The organism is Hydrotalea sandarakina (genome assembly GCF_003254115.1).
Taxonomy (GTDB): Bacteria; Bacteroidota; Bacteroidia; order Chitinophagales; family Chitinophagaceae; genus Hydrotalea; species Hydrotalea sandarakina.
In genome coordinates this window covers 123,349-141,506 of the sequence record NZ_QKZV01000001.1, presented here as the reverse complement: position 1 = coordinate 141,506, position 18,158 = coordinate 123,349, and the positions used below count along the sequence as shown (strand labels likewise).

Genomic DNA, 18,158 nt, shown 5'->3' with positions numbered 1-18,158 from the left:
AAATAAAATTAATCTTCGCGTAATGATTTGCCGGTTAAATGAATGAAAACATCTTCCAAAGTTGCTTTCTTCACTTCTTTTGTTCTTTCAAAACCGGTTGCTACTAAATTGTCAATTAATTCGTCAGGGGTAGCTACGGATTGAATTTTACCGCTATCAATAATGGCTACTCTATCACAAAGTTCTTCCGCTTCATCCATATAATGCGTAGTAATAATGACAGTAGTTCCGCTTAATCGAATTTGTTTAATTAAATCCCAAAGATTTCTTCTAGCTTGTGGATCTAATCCTGTAGTAGGTTCATCTAAAAAAATAATTTTGGGATTATTAATAAGTGTAGTGGCTAATGAAAAACGCTGTTGTTGACCACCACTTAATTCTTTATACTTTGCTTTTGCTTTATCGGCCAGTTTTACTTCTTCTAAAATCTTTTTCTTATCAATTTTTTTGTTGTATAACCCTGCAAACAAATCTAAAAGTTCTGCCAATGTTAATCCGGGATAATAACCGCTTAATTGCAATTGCACCCCAATAATTTGTTTTATTTCATTAGGGTTTTTATCTAAGCTATACCCGTCCACCCAAACTTCACCGCTGGTTTTATCTTTTAGTGTTTCTATAATTTCTAAGGTGGTTGATTTACCTGCGCCATTGGGGCCTAATAAACCAAATATCTCTCCTTCATATACATCAAAACTAATCCCTTTAACTGCTTGAACTGAACCGTAGTTTTTAGTAAGATTTTTTACTTCAATTATTTTTTTTTGCATGTCTAAAAATTTATAACTAATCCTGCACTACTTCCCGAAAAACCTATACCAGCCTGTACTTTGGGTAATTGTTGGTGCGACAATTTATTAAACAAATCTACAGCTAATATTAAGTTTTTCTGCCCCGAAGCTATTAAATATCCTCCAACTACAGTAGTGCAAAATCCACCCCCTATAAATGTCCACCCAAGTCCTGAATGGTGATTACTGGCCAATCCAACTCCGGCACCCATCATACCTGCTCCCAAAATTCCTAAAACATTTCCCCAAATTTTGTTTTGCTGATGTTTTTGATAGTATTGAATTAACTGCAGATTACCCGTTTTGTAAAACAAGCCTTTAAACTCACGTGCACCTCTATACAAAGTGTCATTGTACAATAAGGTATTCGGCTTAGGATTGATAAAATAATTTAACTGATGTGGCAATATTAATTGCTGTGCTTTACTTACCTGCTGACAACATAAAAAAAATATTCCCAACACAAGAAATTTATACATGCGCTTCTTTATTTTGCATTAAATAATTCTCTAATTCTTCCATCATTAATTTACTACCAATGAATAAAGGTGACCGTTGATGCAATTGTTGAGGTTGAATATCCAATATGCGTTGTTCGCCATTTGTTGCTTTCCCGCCTGCTACTTCAATAATAAAAGCAAGCGGATTACATTCGTACAACAAACGCAACTTACCATTGGGTTTGCTATCGGTTCCCGGGTACATGAAAATACCTCCCTTTAATAAATTTCTATGCACATCGGCTACCATACTTCCAATATATCGCTGTGTATAAGGTCCACCCTCCGACTTCGTTTTTTTCTGACAGGCGGTAATGTATTGCTGTACACCTTTTTGATATTGAAAGAAATAACCATGATTCACGGAATAAAAATTGCCGCTTTCGGGGCATTGAATATTGGGGTGACTTAAACAAAACTCCCCAATAGATGGGTCTAAAGTAAACCCATTTACTCCCCGTTTTGTAGCATACACCAACATGGTTGAACTGCCGTAAATAATATAACCGGCAGCCACTTGCCTATTTCCAGGCTGAAGAAAATCTTCGCGAGTACAAGGTGAACCTTTAGGGCTAACTCTACGATAAACGCTAAATATTGTACCAATTGAAATGTTCACATCTATATTTCCGCTCCCATCCAAAGGATCGAATAATACCACGTATTTACTGTTATTACTCACTTCATCATCAAAAATCACAAAATCATCCAATTCCTCGCTACCAATACCTGCACAGCTTATGCCATGCTTTAATGCGCCCATAAATTGATTATTGGCATATACATCTAACTTCTTTACATCTTCCCCCTGAATATTAATAGAACCTGCATCTCCTAAAATATCAACTAAACCAGCTTTATTCACTTCAACATTTACCCGCTTGGCAGCCAAGCCCATATCGCGTAATAAACTACTTAACTCACCTGTTGCTGTTGGAAATTGGCGTAATTGTTGAATGGTAAATTCATCTAATGTCAAAATTTTTCTATTCACCATCATAGTATTGTATGTTTTTTGATAAAGATAAAGGGCACGGACAATACATACAATATTTTTTTATGCAATCGTGTTCGCCATACACATTACAATAGCTTAGTTAGATGGCTTATTAATGAAAATTTGAGTGAAGTATAAATTACCATCATTACCTTGTGCAATGCCAATAGCCGTTAAATTGTAATTGCCTTCAATATTTTTTTTATGGCCGGGACTATTCAACCAACCTTTTACAACAGCTTTAGCATCTAAATGTCCAAGCGCTACATTTTCGGCGGCACCGCGCAGATAACCTAATTTATTTTTTATTGCATTAAATCTGGCATCAAAACCATCATGACCAAATGCTACCTTATGTTCAGCCATATCAACACTATGTTCAGAGGCCAAAGGATAAATGGCATTGCTCCATTGCAACGGCTGTAATCCTTTTGAAGTTCTGTAATCATTAATGTAATACAACACATCCCTTTCCATTTTAGCATATTTTGCTACAGGCGCATCGTGCAAATTGCTGCCGGGTTTACAACCATTTGCTATTAAAGCGGTTACAACCATTGATAGTTTAAAAAAATTTAAAAAAATTGTCAGTTGCATAATTTTTTTTCTGTTGAATTCAAGAATTGTACCAATAAAAATTGCTTTGCATTTTACAAAGCATAATTACTGTAGCTTTGCCAATCTTCCACTTAATCATTTGTTAAATAGCATGATTGTTTATAAGTTCGGCGGTGCCAGCATCAGTAATATTGAACGCATTCAACAAGTTATTCAAATTATTGAAAACATTGAAGCAGGTGAAAAGGCAGTATTGGTAATTTCAGCTATGGGTAAAACTACCAATGCTTTAGAAAAAGTTGTAGATGCATTTTTTCAACAAAAAGCTACGGAAGCATTGCAACTGTTTGAAGTTATTAAACAGCAACACCTTACCGTTGCCAAATATTTGCTGGTAAAAGAATACAACACCTGCTATGCCAGAATGATTGATATTTTTACGGAAGTTGAATGGCTTTTACACGATAAGCCGGTTAGAGCTTATGATTACTATTACGATCAAATTGTTTGTTGTGGTGAATTACTTAGCTCTACCATTATTCATTTCTTTTGCAAAGAAAATGGATTGAATACTCAATGGATTGACATTAGAGATGTGTTATTGACGGATAATAATTTTAGAGATGCCGGCATAATATGGGATATAACTGCTCAAAAAGCACAACAAGTATTTTTAAATACTGCACACTCAATTTACATTACTCAGGGATTTATTGGCGCAACTACCGATAATGAAAGTACAACCTTAGGCCGTGAAGGAAGCGATTTTACCGCTGCCATATTAGGCAATGTTTTAGAGGCAAAAAGTGTAAGCATTTGGAAGGATGTTGAAGGCGTTATGAGTGCAGACCCTAAAATGTTTAAAGAAGCGGTTTATATTCCCGAATTGAATTACAATGAAGTAATTGAAATGGCTTATTATGGTGCACAAGTTATTCATCCCAAAACCATTAAACCTTTACAAAATAAGCATATTCCTTTATTGGTGAAATGCTTTTTGAATCCTTCGTTACCGGGCACCATTATACATAATGCAAAGCACTTACATTTTCCGCCCATTCAAATTTTAAAAGATAAACAGGTACTAATTACCTTTCAAAGCCTCGATTTCTCTTTTATAGGTGGACAGTCAATTCAAAATATTTATGCATTTTTGAACGCTTTGAAATTAATTCCCAACCTAATTCAGTTTGGTGCTATTAGTGTACAAATTTGTTTAGACGATAAAGCTGAAAAAATAAATGAACTGGCAATGCTTGCCGCAGAAAAATTTGATGTGCAGGTGCAAAAAAACTTACAGCTATTTACTGTAAGACATTATACCGCTGCCATTTTGAATGCAATGAATGCAGAAGAAAACGTGGTTTTGCGGCAACAAACCCCAATAACTTTGCAAATATTAAAGTTACAAAAGCAATAACGTAATACCTAATATATTACATAGTTACCTTTATTATTAACTGTAATAACGGGAAGGGTTTTGTGTTTTTCAAAATAATTGTAAACTTTCTCTAAGCTTTGGGTAAAATCACCATAAACTTTATCATCTTTGGTAACTTTTTCCAAAAAAGCCATGCTTTTGGGATTATTGAAACGAACGGGGAAAATATGTACAGGAATAAAATCTTCACCATTGCTCTTGGCATATGAAGCCAGTAAATATAACTCATCAATTTGGTTATCCATAATAGGAATACATCCAACGGTTACACAAGTGCCATGAATAAAAATATCACTGCCGGGCTTTACTGAATCGGATAAAAGTTGATCGGAAACATTTGGATAATTGAGGCCTAATGATAAGTAATAGGTGCTTTTGGGATTGAACATATTAATGTAATAGAAACCTTCCGGCACCTGATAATCACCTTCAATTCGCTTAGGACCTAAACCACCACTTAAAGCACAAATTTTATAGGTCTTTATTAATTTAAATGGTTCGGCGCTATTATTACGTGCCCAAACTTCCAACTGACTATCATACTTAAAACTACGAATATAAAGTTGCTTGGGCGGCCAACTTAAACCCTCTTTTTTAAACTGTTTAGCCAGGGTATCTTCTTTTAATTTAAATGCATTGGCTACCCTAACATTCGACTTTTGAAAATCAACAAATGAATTTTGAGCCCATACACCCCCACTAAACAACAACACAAAGCAACACAAAACAAACAAACGCATAATGCTTTCAAATTTTAACATACAAAATGTTCCTCAATACCATAATGATTGAGGAACAAAAATCAGTAATTAAAATTGAAAATACAGAATCCTTACTAATAGAAAATGTAAAATTTATGCAGGCATGTTTATAAGTTGCCTCTTAAGGCTTGTTCACGTTCAATAGCTTCAAACAAAGCCTTAAAATTTCCTTTACCAAAACTTTTGGCACCATGGCGCTGAATAATCTCAAAAAATAAGGTAGGCCTATCTTCTACCGGTTTGGTAAATATTTGCAGCAAATAGCCTTCATCATCTCTATCAATTAAAATTCCCAGCTCCCGTAAAGCGGCCAAATCTTCCTGAATGTGTCCTACCCTTTCTAAAACAGTTTCATAATATGAGGCAGGCACTTTTAAAAATTCAACACCACGGTTTTGTAAAGCGGTTACTGTTTCAATAATATTGTTAGTGGCTAAAGCAACGTGCTGTACACCTTCACCATCATAAAATTCCAAATATTCTTCAACCTGCGATTTCTTTTTACCCTCAGCCGGTTCATTAATCGGAAACTTCACAAACCCGTTTCCGTTACTCATTACCTTACTCATTAAGGCTGAATATTCTGTTGAAATATCATTGTCATCAAAGGTTAATATATTTTTGAAACCCATTACATTTTCATAAAAAGCCACCCACTTATTCATTTGGTTCCATCCAACATTCCCAACACAATGGTCAACATACAGCAAACCGGTTTCGGAAGGATTATAATTGGTTTTCCACTCAACATAACCGGGCATAAAAGCACCTTTATAATTTTTTCTTTCAATAAATAAGTGAACAGTATCTCCATAAGTATGAATACCACTCATTACCACTTCGCCGTGTTCATCTTTTAAATGAGTGGGTTCCAGATAACTTTTAGCCCCACGTTTTGTGGTTTGATGCCATGCATCAGTTGCATCTTGTACACGTAATGATAATGCTTTTACGCCATCACCATGTTTAAATATATGCTCGGCAATGGGATTTGTTGACCTTAAAGGTGTAGTAAACACAAATGTTAATTTATTTTGCCTAACTACATAACTGGCAGTTGCGTGATTGCCGGTTTCGGGACCGGAGTAAGCTACACTTTGAAAACCAAAGGCGGTTTTATAATAGTGTGCTGCTTGTTTGGCATTTCCAACATAAAATTCTACATAATCAGTACCTTCTAAAGGTAGGAAATCAGTATTGGCGGCATTTTGCATGCCAATTGCTTCTTTTACTTGCAAAGACATATTGAAAAATTATTAATTAAATAAATGAGAAAACGATTGAATAGCTAAGGGTATGCAATTACAATTGGATGGCCGAGTCCATAGCCAATGCCAGCATTAACAAACAATAGTTGGCTCTGCGGTCATTAAATACTTTATGCGGATAATCAGGAAGCATATTTCAAAATTAAAACATTTCTTTAAAAAACTCATTTTCAATTTACCTCGCATTTATCTTCGCAATTCAAATAGGCATAATAGTCTTTAGGTATACTTGTAAGGGGGAAATAAATTTCTTAAAACTTAATAATCTTTATATGAAAGTAGGCATATTAGGGGGTGGACAATTGGGTAGAATGTTATTACAGGCTGCAGCCAATTACACGGTAGAAACCTATGTTTTAGAAAATGACATAAACTGCCCATCTGCACATTTATGCCATCATTTTGTACAGGGCAGTATAACCGATTATGAAACGGTTTACCGCTTCGGTAAAATGGTAGATGCGTTAACCATAGAAATTGAAGCAGTAAATATTGCTGCATTAGAGCAATTGGAAGCAGAAGGTTTAGCCATTTATCCTTCACCTTCTGCTATTAAAACCATAAAAAACAAAATACACCAAAAACAATTTTACCATGAGCACCAAATACCTACTGCGCCTTTTGTTATAACTGAAACTTTGAATGAGGTGATGCAGCATACCCATCTTTTTCCTGCGGTACATAAGATAGGCGAAGGTGGTTATGATGGCAGAGGTGTACAAATAATTAAAAATAAAGAGGAAGTTGCCTTAGGTTTTGACCACCCATCTGTTTTAGAAAAAATGATTAACATTCATAAAGAAATTGCCATAATAGTGGCCCGCAATAAAAAAGGCGAAACTGCCATTTACCCACCTGCTGAAATGGTTTTTGACCCTGTATTAAATATTTTAGAATACCAAATTGCCCCGGCCCGAATTAGTCGCGAATTATTATGGAAAGCCGAAGCCATTGCCATAAAAGTAGTTCAGGAACTGAATACCGCCGGTTTGTTTGCAATTGAATTTTTAATTGATAAAGACCAGGAAATTTGGGTAAATGAAACCGCACCCCGAGTACACAATAGCGGACATCATACCATTGAAGCCAGTTATTGCAGCCAATATGATATGCTTTGGCGCATTATATTAGGCTATCCTTTAGGAAACACTAAATTAATTAACCCTTCAGCAATGATAAATTTATTGGGCGAACCTGGCTATACCGGCACACCCATTTATGAAGGCCTGAATGAGGTACTGAAAGTTGAACAAGCCTTTGTGCACTTATATGGGAAACAAACCACCAAACCCGGACGCAAAATGGGCCACGTTACTTTAATGGCCAAAGATGATAGCGAACTAATTTATCAGGCACATAAAATAAAACAATTAATTAAGGTGATCGCCTGATGTGTTTAAATTAATTCGAGGATCAATAATTGTTGGAATGGAAGGTGGTGCCGTGTTAACGGGAACGGGTTTGTGTCGTTTCTTCAAAGGCATATTAAACCCTAGTCCTATCATGCTTTTTACCTGCAATGCCGGCGAATCACCATTGGGACCAAATATTTTCACATTATCATCATATATCATATCTAAACTATACGAAGCCGTTAAATATTTGTTGATTTTAAAATTAAATTGATTGGTCATGAAAAAGTTAATGTTTTGTGGCTGATTTAAATAGTTCGAAAATAAATCAACCCTACCCCTGTAATCAACATTCTTTAAAATGGTAGTGTTATAATTAATGGTTGCAAAAGCACCAAACTCGTTTAATACATGCCTTCCCGAATCAACCCCATAAGCTTTTTGATCAGCCAAATATTGATTCGTAACAATTACCCATCTTGATGTAATGGGTGAAAGAAATAAAGAAAATTTAGAAGTGGGCTTATAATCAAAACCGGCAGCCAATATTACAAATGCGGGTGATAAAAAGCTGGAAGCAAACACCGGAACGCCACTTGAATAGGTGTAACCATCAAAAAACTGAGACCGAAAATTGAATAATCCTGATAAATACCATTTTCCTGATGTATCAACTTTATAGCCATACTTACTTACATAATCAATTCGGTCATCATTTTTACGTCCACCCAAACTTGTGGTTTGAATATAACCTAAATTAACATCCAGATTATTGTCCCAAGTATGCCTATCCTTCTTGTAATAAACAAAATAGTTAAAGTACGAACTTAGTGCCAGTGAAAAATTATCACCACCTGCAGCCCAATTGCTTAATGAGCCTTGCGATAAACTGAAATTAAACAAGCCTCCTCGCTTCCATAGCCAGTTAATGGAATCTTTATCCTTGTCTTTTTTTATCGGGCGATAAATTTCGTTTTTAAGAGTATTCACTAAAATATCTTGTGCATTTACGCTTACATAACTAAACGCGAAAAAAAGCAATAAAATTCTATGTAATTTCATGTTAAGTATGGCCATTTATACAAGTAAACCCCTGCTAATTTCCAATAAGAACACCAGCAGGGCAAAAAAAGTGTAAAAACAATGAAATAGGCTTGCTCAAATTTTTACAAAAGTAAAGGCATTTCCTTAAAATTAACCAATGTACTGCTGACAAAGTGTCACCGCTTGCTTTAAAAGTGTATTTTTGCACTCCAAAATGAAAATGTGCAATGAACGTATTTGAAATACCTACCAAATTACACGATGAAAAGCGGCAAGGTGAAGCTTATGCACCTGTTGGTCAAGAGTCTGCCCTGTTTCATAAAAAATTTTATATTGAAAGCTATGGCTGTCAAATGAATTTTAGTGACAGCGAAATTGTAGCTTCCATATTACACCAGGAAGGTTTTGGGGCTACAAGACAATTTGAAGAAGCCTCGTTAATTCTTTTAAACACCTGTTCCATTCGCGAAAAGGCAGAACAAACCATACGCAAACGTTTAACCGAGTTCAGAAAAATAAAAGAACAAAAACCTGACTTGTTAATTGGCGTTTTGGGGTGTATGGCAGAACGTTTAAAAACCAAATTGTTAGAAGAAGAAAAACTGGTTGATATAGTTGTTGGACCCGATGCCTACCGCAGTTTACCCGCTTTAATTACCGAAGCTGAAACCGGACAAAAAGCAGTAAATGTTTTATTAAGCCGAGAAGAAACCTATGCTGATATTTCACCGGTACGTTTAGATAGCAATGGCGTTACTGCATTTGTATCTATTATGCGCGGTTGCAATAATATGTGCAGTTTTTGTGTTGTACCCTTTACCCGCGGTCGTGAACGTAGCAGAAGTGCCAATTCTATTATAGAAGAAATTAAAGATTTGGTGGAAAAAGGTTTTCGCGAAGTTACCCTTCTGGGTCAAAATGTTGACAGCTATTATTGGTTCGATGAATCAACAAACACTACTGTAAATTTTGCCCAATTATTAGAAAAAGTAGCACTTCTTCATCCCTTATTAAGGGTACGTTTCAGTACCTCACATCCTAAAGACATTACGGATGAAGTGCTTTACACCATGGCGAAATATAAAAACATTTGCAAATACATTCACTTACCCATTCAAAGTGGCAACACACGTATTTTGCAACTTATGAATCGTACTTACAGCCGCGAATGGTATTTAGCCAAAGTAGATAGAATTAAAGAAATTATTCCCGATTGCGCTATTAGTACCGATATTATATCAGGCTTTTGTACTGAAACTGAAGAAGAACATAATGATACTTTAAGTGCAATGGAATATGCACAATATGATTATGCTTATATGTTCTTTTACAGCGAAAGACCGGGAACATTAGCTGCCAGAAGATTTACCGATGATGTGCCTGAGGAAGTAAAAAAACGCAGATTACAAGAAATCATCAATCTTCAGAATGAACTATCGAAAAAAAGTAATGAAAAAGATATTGGTAAAACTTTTGAAGTTTTAATTGAAGGTGAAAGTAAAAAAGATGCCACATTTTGGAAAGGCAGAAACTCTCAAAACAAAATGCTGGTATTTCCAAAAGCTCACTACAACTTTAAACCGGGCGACTATGTAAATGTGCAGGTAGAAAGCGCAACACAGGCTACTTTAATAGGACAAATTGTTGCTTAATATAAGAATTCAGTAACTGAATGAATTAACATGAATGCGTATGGATTTACAAAGCATAAAAAACCGATTTGGCATTATAGGCAACTCACCTGCCCTAAACTTTGCATTAGATACTGCCGTACAGGTTGCAGCTACCGATTTAACTGTTTTAATTGTAGGCGAAAGTGGTGTTGGTAAAGAAGTATTTTCACAAATCATTCATGCACTTTCTGCACGTAAACATAATCCATTCATTGCTGTAAACTGCGGTGCCATTCCGGAAGGAACCATTGACTCAGAATTGTTTGGCCACGAAAAGGGTGCTTTTACCGGTGCGGTAGATAGTAGAAAGGGCTATTTTGAAACAGTAAACGGGGGTACCATTTTTTTAGATGAAATTGGTGAAATGCCAATGGGTACGCAAGCTCGTTTATTAAGAGTTTTAGAAACAGGTGAATTCATTCGCGTAGGCTCATCTAAAGTGCAAAAAACCGATGTTAGGGTTATAGCAGCTACCAACCGTGAATTAATTGAATTTGCAGAAAAAGGCCGCTTTCGGCAAGATTTATACTATCGTTTAAGTACAGTTCCAATTCGCGTACCTGCATTACGCGACAGAAAAGAAGATATTCCCTTATTATTTAGAAAATTTGTGGTTGATTTTGCTGAACGTTATAAAACCAATCCGGTTCAATTAAGTGAAGAAGCCAAAATGATTTTAATGCAATATCCCTTTCCGGGAAATGTTCGCGAATTAAAAAACTTGGCTGAGCAGATATCCGTTCTAAGCAGCGAACAAATTTTATCAGCGCAAGAATTAAGAAGATTTTTACCCGAAAGACATCAAAACAATAATTTACCGGTATTAGCACATACAACTGATTCAGCTCATCCTGAATTTGCGAATGAACGCGAAATTCTTTACAAACTTTTTTTCGATATGAAAAAAGATGTAACAGAGTTGAAAAAAATGTTCCTGGAAATTTTAAAGAATCCTTCTTTAGCAGGAACTGCCGCACAGTTTACAAAGGAATCATTAATTCATGATGCTGCCCATCATGAAGATGGTTTACATCCGGTGTTTCCGGGTACCATACCCTCACCGGCAAGCCCGATAACAACTCCTGTAATTGGTACAGGCAATCAACCCTTATTAATTAATCACGACGATTTACACCATCATGAGGTTGTTGAAGAATCGTTGAATATTATGGATAAAGAAAAAGAACTGATTATTAAAGCACTTAAAAAACACAAAGGCAAACGAAAAGATGCCGCTTCTGATTTGGGCATTAGTGAGCGTACCCTTTACCGTAAATTGAAAGAATATGACATTGAAGAATAAACTATCATTCATCCAAATAAAACTTGGGCACAAAAGCTTTTCCAGAAACTATGCATTGCAAATACTTTTATTTTTAGGCTTTGCATTATTGAATGCTTGTAAAATTTATTCATTTAAAGATGTGTCAATAGATTATTCAAAAATCAAAACCATCAAAATTGGATTTATTGAAAATAGAGCCAGTTATGTTAACCCACAATTAAGCCCACAATTAACGGATAAACTGCAATTAAAAATTGCCAGTCAAACCAAATTAATTCGCACTAATAGCGATGATGCTAATTTGGTAGTTAGCGGTTACATTTCAGATTATTCCGTTTCCACGGCTGCCATTTCCTCACAGCAAGCTACAGCAAACCGATTAACTGTTGCTGCCCATATTACCGTAAAAAACAATGTTGATAATAAAACCGACGAATTTGATGTAAGCCGTAATTACGACTTTTCTTCTAACCTATCCTTACAACAAGCAGAGGGGCAATTACTTTCAACTATTGTAAGCAATATTACAGATGATATTTTTAACCATATTTTTTCGAACTGGTAAATAAATATTGTATTTTCACAACATGAATGCTGTAATCAATCAAACTGCTTATGCCCTATTGCAACAACCTTTACAAGAAGTTGCGATTGAAAATTTGCAGCAAATTTGTACAGAATACCCATTCTTTACACCCGCACAAGTTTTACTGGCAGCGAAACTACAGCTCAATCATCAAGCTATTTCAAATCCTACAATGGCTTTTATTTGGGCGTCATCAGGCAATATAAACTGGATGCAGTATTTACTTGCAACCGTAAACGAAAAAGAGGCAGCCCCTTTACAAGTAACACAAGCCACTGACCAAATTACAATACAGAATGACAATGCTGATTTGGTAGATGAAGTACCGGCTTTGCATAGTAGCACAAATGATATTGAGCATACAATTGAGGAAATGCCGGCCCATTCTGTTGAAGAGAATGAAAAAATTGAAGCATTACCAATAGAAGCTACAGCTGAAATTAATACGAATAATGAAGTACTAAATGAAAATGAACAGCATCAACTTTCGCAGCACGAACCAACTGAAGCAAATTTACCAACTGAAGCAAATTTACCAACTGACGTAAATTTAAAGGAAGTTGATGATTCTGATGCGCAGCATGAATCTTCCCCAATTGAACAAGAACATACACTTGGGCATGAAGTTGTTGAAGATATTGAACAAGACAAATCTGTTTTAACAATATCCAATTCAAATGAGGAAGTTGACAATAAAATAGTTGAGCCAACCAACAATATGGATATTGCCGAGCAAATACGGCAATTGAAGGATGTTGAGTTAGAAAGCAACTCTCATACAGAAGAAGAAAGCATTGAGCAGCCGTTAACTGACAATAATAGTACCGAATTAGTTGAAGAAAATGAAAAATTAACCGAAACTATTGCAGCTCAATGGGCCAGTTTTCAACAGCCGGTTGAGTCGGAAGAGGAATTAACTTATGAACCGGTTCATTTTCATACCATTGATTATTTTGGTTCATTGGGTATTACAGCCGATTTAACCAGAGAACCACAAGACAAACTAAGTAAACAGTTATTAAAATTTACCGACTGGTTAAAAATTGTCAAAAACCAGCAAACCCCTGAAATGCAAGCCCATCATCAAACTGAAATTGATAGTATTATACCGGGTATTGCCCAAACTTCCAATCAAACCAAAGAAATTATTACGGAAACCATGGCTGAAGTTTTGGTAAAACAAGGCAAAATAGATAAAGCTGTGCAGGTTTATATTAAATTAAGTTTTTTAGATCCTGATAAATCCGCTTATTTTGCAAAAAAAATTGAACAACTAAAAGAAATATAGCATGACTGTAGTTTTTATTATTTTAATTGTAATTGCTTGTGTAGCATTAGGGTTTATTGTTTTAATTCAAAACCCCAAAGGTGGTGGTTTAGCAGGCAATGTAGGTAGTTTTGGCAATCAAATTATGGGTGTTAAACAAACAACTGATGTTTTAGAAAAAGGAACATGGTTATTTGCAGCTATAATAGGTGTACTTGCTTTATTCTCTACCCTAATTTTCAGAGGCTCAACAAAAGGCCCTGATACTTCCATTATTCAAAAAGTAAACACTAACCAAAATACAACTCCGGCCAACAGTATTCCTTTAAATACTCCCCCAGCCACTAAGTAAACAGTAAAAAATATTTTTGCCCTGTCTGTTTGTAACAGACAGGGTTTTTTATTATATTGAACCTCTATGCGAAAGGTAATTGGTTTAGCTGTGCTTATTATAGCAGGTTTAGCTATTGCATTTTTTATTTATTTAAAAAGCCCTGCAACAGCTTTCTCGGAAAAAAAGCAGTATTTCACTTTGTCGGAAGATAGTTTATCAGCCAGTTTAATAACACAAGCTTTGCTAAAACAACACATTATTAAACGGGGCTGGCCGTTTCAATTTGTTTTGAAAGAATTAAATATTGCCAAGCACGTAAAGCCCGGCAAATATGAAGTCAATAAAAACGCTAGTGCTTTATCCATTGTGCGGATGCTGAAAAATAATCAGCAGGCTGCCGTTAACCTGGTAATTAATAAACTAAGATTAAAAGAGGATTTGGCTAAACTCATTGCCAAAAATTTTGCTATTGACTCAAGTCAGGTAATGAATTTTATGAATAGCAATGATTCTTTATTGCCTTATAAAGTTGATACAAGCACCGTTTTCACCATCATTATTCCGGACACCTATACTTTTTATTGGAATACTTCTTTAAGAAAAATCTTTAATCGTTTATCGGTTGCAGATTCTATTTTTTGGAGCAAAAATGATCGATTAGAAAAAGCAAAAGCCCTTGGATTATCACCCAAACAGGTTTACATTTTAGCTTCTATTGTTGAGGAAGAATCAAATATAGATGAGGAAAGAGGTAAAATTGCAAGTGTTTATATTAATCGATTAAATCAAAATATGGCTTTACAAGCTTGCCCTACCATCAAATATGCCATGAAGGATTTTGCTCTAACGCGTATTTATGAAAAATATTTGTTTACCCCTTCACCCTACAACACCTATCGAAACAAGGGTTTACCGCCTGGACCCATTTGTACGCCTTCTGCAAAATGTATTGACATAGTTTTAAATGCACCCAAAACCAACTATCTATACTTTGTAGCGAAAAGCGATTTTAGCGGCTACAGCCACTTTAGCAGTAATTTTGCTGAGCATAGCTTTTATGCAAAACAATACCAACAAGCACTTGATGCTGAAATGGCAAAAAAACAAAAACAAAAGTAAGCGTGACAAAGTTGGAGCTTAAACTTATTACCTTTCCACCTATTGCTTTTGCTATTAAAAAAAGCAAGCAAATTGTTATTCCGGGTTTCAAAGGCATTCCATTATTTTATGTTATTCGATTTTTTTTTCAGCAAATCAATAAAATTGGCATTATTGATCGTGCTTCAGCTATTTCATTCAATTTAATAATGGCTTTACCTGCTGCGTTTTTATTCATTTTTTCCATCATTCCTTATTTACCCGACTCATTCGACTTTAAAGGGCAAATGCTGAACTTATTTAAAGATTTAACTCCCAACTCAAATACCTATAAATTAATTAATACCCTTATAAACGATTTACTGAAAAAACATGTGGGTATCTTTTCGTTCGGTTTTATTTTGGTGCTATTTTATGCATCGAATGCAACCATGGGTATTATTAGAACTTTTGATAAATCTATTTCTGAAAAAAAAGCTTATTTCCTGCATAGAAGATGGCGCGCTATTCGCTTAACCACTTTATTAATCTTATTAGTTCTTGCTTCACTTTTGGTATTGATTGGCCAAGGCGAATTAGCAGGTTTATTGCGTGAGTTTTTTCATTTTAAAAAGAAAACATTTTATCCTTGGTGGAACACCGTAAGGTGGGGCATTATTGTATTGTTTATATTTTTTGGCATTGCTTTTATTTACCGTTTTGCTCCTGCCATTCAAAAAAAATGGCCACTAATTTCCCCCGGTTCTATTTTAGCAACAACTTTAATGTTACTTACAACCATTGGCTTTTCATTTTGGGTTAATCACTTCAGTAGTTACAACAAAGTATATGGCTCAATCGGCACGGTGTTAATTATTATGTTACTTATTTACTTAAACTCCTTAATTCTTTTAATTGGTTTTGAATTAAATGTTAGTATTACGGTACTGCAACAACAAGCGCAGCAGGGCCAAGAACAAAAGAAAAAGAATATTCGTAAAGAAGAGTTCCAAAATTAATTGGCAGTGCTTAACAATTGCTCTACAGCTTCAGGAATTTGGGGCGCAGTTAATTGCCTGTTATAAAACTTACGGTAATGAGTTGACGGATTATACATCAATGTAGCAGGAATATTTCCATTCCAAGTTTTATCAATTTTAGGACAAAAATCGGCGGCATTGGTTTCGTTTAACCACCATACGGTTGATGTGTAACCATGTTCCTGTATAAATTTTTCAATTGTTTTTGGATAGTCATCTGCATAATCAACACTTACCAACAATATTTGAACTTTATCGCCGGCAGCTTTTTGTATTTCTTTTTCAAAATAGGCCAGTTCATGTACACACGGTGCACACCAGGTGGCCCAAAAATTAATAACAACGGGTTTTTGAGTAGTGTCGATATAATGCAACACCTCCTTAATTTTTACTTTTCTTATATTTTGTGCTTGTACAATACAAACTGAAAAGAAAAGCGCAATTACCAACATTGAAATCTTCATACAATGAATTTTATTATACTTCTTCATTTTCAATAAGCCCCCATTGTTCCATAACCGTTTGCATATGCGCAGCATTTAATGCGGGTTGATTGTAGTGTCCGGCTACTTGCTTTTGCCTAAATGCTTCATAAATACTAACCGCACAAGCCACAGAAATATTCAGGCTTTGAATAATACCCACTTGTGGAATAATAAAATTTCCATCGGCCAATTCTCTTGCCAATTCACTAACACCTTCATGTTCATTGCCAAATACCAAAGCCACACTATTGACAGCAAAATCAATTGAATAAAGAGATTCCGCATTAGAAGCTAAATGAGTAGTATAAATTTTATTATATTGTTTTCGCAAGGCTTCATAACATAATTCAACACTATCAAACGCATGAATCGTTAACCATTTTGCGGCGCTGCTGCTACTCTTTGCCCCAAATTTGCGATGGCGAGGTACTTTTGTTGTAATGATATATATGTCCTGAATGCCCACTGCATCACAACTACGCATTACTGCAGATATGTTATGCGGGTCTTGTACATTTTCCATTACCACTGTTAAATTGGGTTGACGTTTATTCAACACATTCCACAGTTTTTGGCTACGTTCGGGTGTCATAAATTATTAATATGATTTAACTAATTATTGTTTTAACGCAATACCTAAGCCGGTATTTCCTTTTATTTGAACCTTACCTTCATTAAATTCTAAACCTGTTGCTATGTCTTCTTTTAATAATAAGGGGCCATCCATATCAACATAATCCAATAAAGGTAAAAATTGCGCTATGGCTGCTGAACCTACTGTTGATTCATTCATGCTTCCCATCATGACTTTTAATCCTAAATTTCGAGCTTCATGAATCATTCGCTTAGCCGGAGTTAATCCACTACATTTTGTAAGTTTAATGTTGATGCCATGAAAATGATCTTTGCATTTGGCCACATCATGTTCACTTACACAACTTTCATCTGCAATAAGAGGTAAGGGTGATTGTTGAAACAATACTTTCATTCCTTCCCAGTTTTCTTTTGCCAGCGGCTGTTCAATAAACTCAACCCCTAATTTTTTTAACTCAGGAATTTTTATTAAAGCTTCTTCTAAAGTCCAACCGGCATTCGCATCTACCCTAATTACAGCATTGGTTTTATTGCGCAATGCAGCAACTAATGCAACATCATTTTCAAAGCCCAATTTAATTTTATAAATAGGCCATGGCTTGGCAAGCATTTTTTGTATCATTTTTTCTTCACTATCAATGCCAATTGTGTAATCGGTAAGTGGTGTATTTTCCCAAGTTAAACCCCAAATTTTATAAATTGGTTGTTGTTCCATTTTGCCAAATAAATCCCAAGCTGCCATATCTAATGCAGCAACCAAAAATGGATGATTGGGAAGTAAATGATGCAAATAATGCCAATATCTTTCCGGTTCGGTAAGTGCAAACTTTTCAACAAAGTTTCTTTTTTGCTCAAGCACTGCTACCATTTCTTCAACAGTTACATTGTAATATTGAATAGCAGGGGCTTCGCCATAACCTATATAATTACCTAACTGTAAGGCAACTAATAAAGCCGGTTGATGTGTCTTTGTTCTTCCCCCTGAAATGGTGAATGGATATTCAAATGGTAATGCTATGGGCTTATAAAATAATTTCATGGATTGTAAAAAATAAAAGCAAAGAAAAGCAATATCAATATGCCTAAAAAAAAATAAACCGGCATA

The 18,158-nt window shown here is 35.3% G+C and carries 19 protein-coding genes; 9 read left to right on the top strand and 10 right to left on the bottom strand.

Annotated features, from left to right (window positions below):
• Window positions 1-8: 8 nt before the first annotated feature.
• From LX80_RS00685 to LX80_RS00670, 4 genes are all read right to left on the bottom strand, one after another.
• Window positions 9-770: an ABC transporter ATP-binding protein gene (locus tag LX80_RS00685; RefSeq protein WP_111293120.1), complete on the bottom strand. Its 762-nt coding sequence runs from the start codon at window positions 768-770 to the stop codon at window positions 9-11.
• A 2-nt stretch (window positions 771-772) separates the two neighbouring features.
• Complete coding sequence (locus tag LX80_RS00680; RefSeq protein WP_111293119.1) at window positions 773-1,270, bottom strand: hypothetical protein; 498 nt, start codon at window positions 1,268-1,270, stop codon at window positions 773-775.
• Window positions 1,263-2,291 carry a class 1 fructose-bisphosphatase gene (gene fbp, locus LX80_RS00675; RefSeq protein ID WP_211307667.1) on the bottom strand — a complete coding sequence of 343 codons (1,029 nt, stop codon included), beginning with the start codon at window positions 2,289-2,291 and terminating at the stop codon, window positions 1,263-1,265. The genes LX80_RS00680 and fbp overlap by 8 nt, the downstream gene beginning before the upstream one ends.
• Before the next feature lie 93 nt (window positions 2,292-2,384).
• Window positions 2,385-2,885, bottom strand: coding sequence for a CAP domain-containing protein (locus LX80_RS00670; RefSeq protein ID WP_211307666.1), 501 nt, complete (start codon window positions 2,883-2,885; stop codon window positions 2,385-2,387).
• Window positions 2,886-2,997: 112 nt separating this feature from the next.
• Between LX80_RS00670 and LX80_RS00665 the strand changes: the two genes are divergently transcribed.
• The gene (locus LX80_RS00665) at window positions 2,998-4,266 is read left to right on the top strand and encodes an aspartate kinase (protein ID WP_111293518.1); all 1,269 of its coding nucleotides are present in this window, start codon (window positions 2,998-3,000) and stop codon (window positions 4,264-4,266) included.
• Between the two features lie 8 nt (window positions 4,267-4,274).
• On the opposite strand, the gene LX80_RS00660 is transcribed toward LX80_RS00665, so the two are convergent.
• Together LX80_RS00660 and hppD are read right to left on the bottom strand one after the other, a co-directional pair.
• On the bottom strand, window positions 4,275-5,027 hold the full coding sequence (locus LX80_RS00660; RefSeq protein WP_111293517.1) for a L,D-transpeptidase family protein: 753 nt from the start codon (window positions 5,025-5,027) through the stop codon (window positions 4,275-4,277).
• 128 nt (window positions 5,028-5,155) lie between these two features.
• The gene (gene hppD, locus LX80_RS00655; RefSeq protein WP_245897899.1) at window positions 5,156-6,292 is read right to left on the bottom strand and encodes a 4-hydroxyphenylpyruvate dioxygenase; all 1,137 of its coding nucleotides are present in this window, start codon (window positions 6,290-6,292) and stop codon (window positions 5,156-5,158) included.
• Window positions 6,293-6,588: 296 nt separating this feature from the next.
• Between hppD and LX80_RS00650 the strand changes: the two genes are divergently transcribed.
• Window positions 6,589-7,707, top strand: coding sequence for a 5-(carboxyamino)imidazole ribonucleotide synthase (locus LX80_RS00650; protein ID WP_111293118.1), 1,119 nt, complete (start codon window positions 6,589-6,591; stop codon window positions 7,705-7,707).
• On the opposite strand, the gene LX80_RS00645 is transcribed toward LX80_RS00650, so the two are convergent.
• Entirely contained in the window at window positions 7,687-8,730 is a 1,044-nt protein-coding gene (locus tag LX80_RS00645; RefSeq protein WP_111293515.1) for a DUF3078 domain-containing protein, read from the bottom strand. The genes LX80_RS00650 and LX80_RS00645 overlap by 21 nt on opposite strands.
• 209 nt (window positions 8,731-8,939) lie before the next feature.
• On the opposite strand from LX80_RS00645, the gene miaB reads away from it, so the two are divergent.
• From miaB to LX80_RS00605, 7 genes are all read left to right on the top strand, one after another.
• Entirely contained in the window at window positions 8,940-10,364 is a 1,425-nt protein-coding gene (gene miaB / locus LX80_RS00640) for a tRNA (N6-isopentenyl adenosine(37)-C2)-methylthiotransferase MiaB (protein WP_111293117.1), read from the top strand.
• A gap of 40 nt (window positions 10,365-10,404) precedes the next feature.
• Window positions 10,405-11,688: a sigma-54-dependent transcriptional regulator gene (locus tag LX80_RS00635; RefSeq protein WP_111293514.1), complete on the top strand. Its 1,284-nt coding sequence runs from the start codon at window positions 10,405-10,407 to the stop codon at window positions 11,686-11,688.
• Entirely contained in the window at window positions 11,672-12,235 is a 564-nt protein-coding gene (gene lptE / locus LX80_RS00630; RefSeq protein ID WP_111293116.1) for an LPS assembly lipoprotein LptE, read from the top strand. Before LX80_RS00635 ends, lptE begins: the two co-directional genes overlap by 17 nt.
• 22 nt (window positions 12,236-12,257) lie before the next feature.
• Window positions 12,258-13,544, top strand: a complete 1,287-nt coding sequence (locus LX80_RS14410) for a hypothetical protein (RefSeq protein WP_170120344.1) — start codon at window positions 12,258-12,260, stop codon at window positions 13,542-13,544.
• A 1-nt stretch (window position 13,545) separates the two neighbouring features.
• Window positions 13,546-13,875 carry a preprotein translocase subunit SecG gene (gene secG, locus LX80_RS00615; RefSeq protein ID WP_111293113.1) on the top strand — a complete coding sequence of 110 codons (330 nt, stop codon included), beginning with the start codon at window positions 13,546-13,548 and terminating at the stop codon, window positions 13,873-13,875.
• 66 nt (window positions 13,876-13,941) lie between these two features.
• The gene (gene mltG, locus LX80_RS00610; protein WP_111293112.1) at window positions 13,942-14,976 is read left to right on the top strand and encodes an endolytic transglycosylase MltG; all 1,035 of its coding nucleotides are present in this window, start codon (window positions 13,942-13,944) and stop codon (window positions 14,974-14,976) included.
• A 2-nt stretch (window positions 14,977-14,978) separates the two neighbouring features.
• Window positions 14,979-15,953 carry a YihY/virulence factor BrkB family protein gene (locus LX80_RS00605; RefSeq protein WP_111293111.1) on the top strand — a complete coding sequence of 325 codons (975 nt, stop codon included), beginning with the start codon at window positions 14,979-14,981 and terminating at the stop codon, window positions 15,951-15,953.
• Here LX80_RS00605 and LX80_RS00600 read toward each other — a convergent pair.
• From LX80_RS00600 to LX80_RS00590, 3 genes are read right to left on the bottom strand one after another with little or no spacing between them, the layout of a single operon-like run.
• The gene (locus LX80_RS00600; RefSeq protein ID WP_170120343.1) at window positions 15,950-16,438 is read right to left on the bottom strand and encodes a TlpA disulfide reductase family protein; all 489 of its coding nucleotides are present in this window, start codon (window positions 16,436-16,438) and stop codon (window positions 15,950-15,952) included. The genes LX80_RS00605 and LX80_RS00600 overlap by 4 nt on opposite strands.
• A gap of 13 nt (window positions 16,439-16,451) precedes the next feature.
• Window positions 16,452-17,051: a TrmH family RNA methyltransferase gene (locus tag LX80_RS00595; protein ID WP_111293109.1), complete on the bottom strand. Its 600-nt coding sequence runs from the start codon at window positions 17,049-17,051 to the stop codon at window positions 16,452-16,454.
• 24 nt (window positions 17,052-17,075) lie between these two features.
• The gene (locus LX80_RS00590) at window positions 17,076-18,092 is read right to left on the bottom strand and encodes a dipeptide epimerase (RefSeq protein ID WP_111293108.1); all 1,017 of its coding nucleotides are present in this window, start codon (window positions 18,090-18,092) and stop codon (window positions 17,076-17,078) included.
• Between the last annotated feature and the right edge of the window lie 66 nt (window positions 18,093-18,158).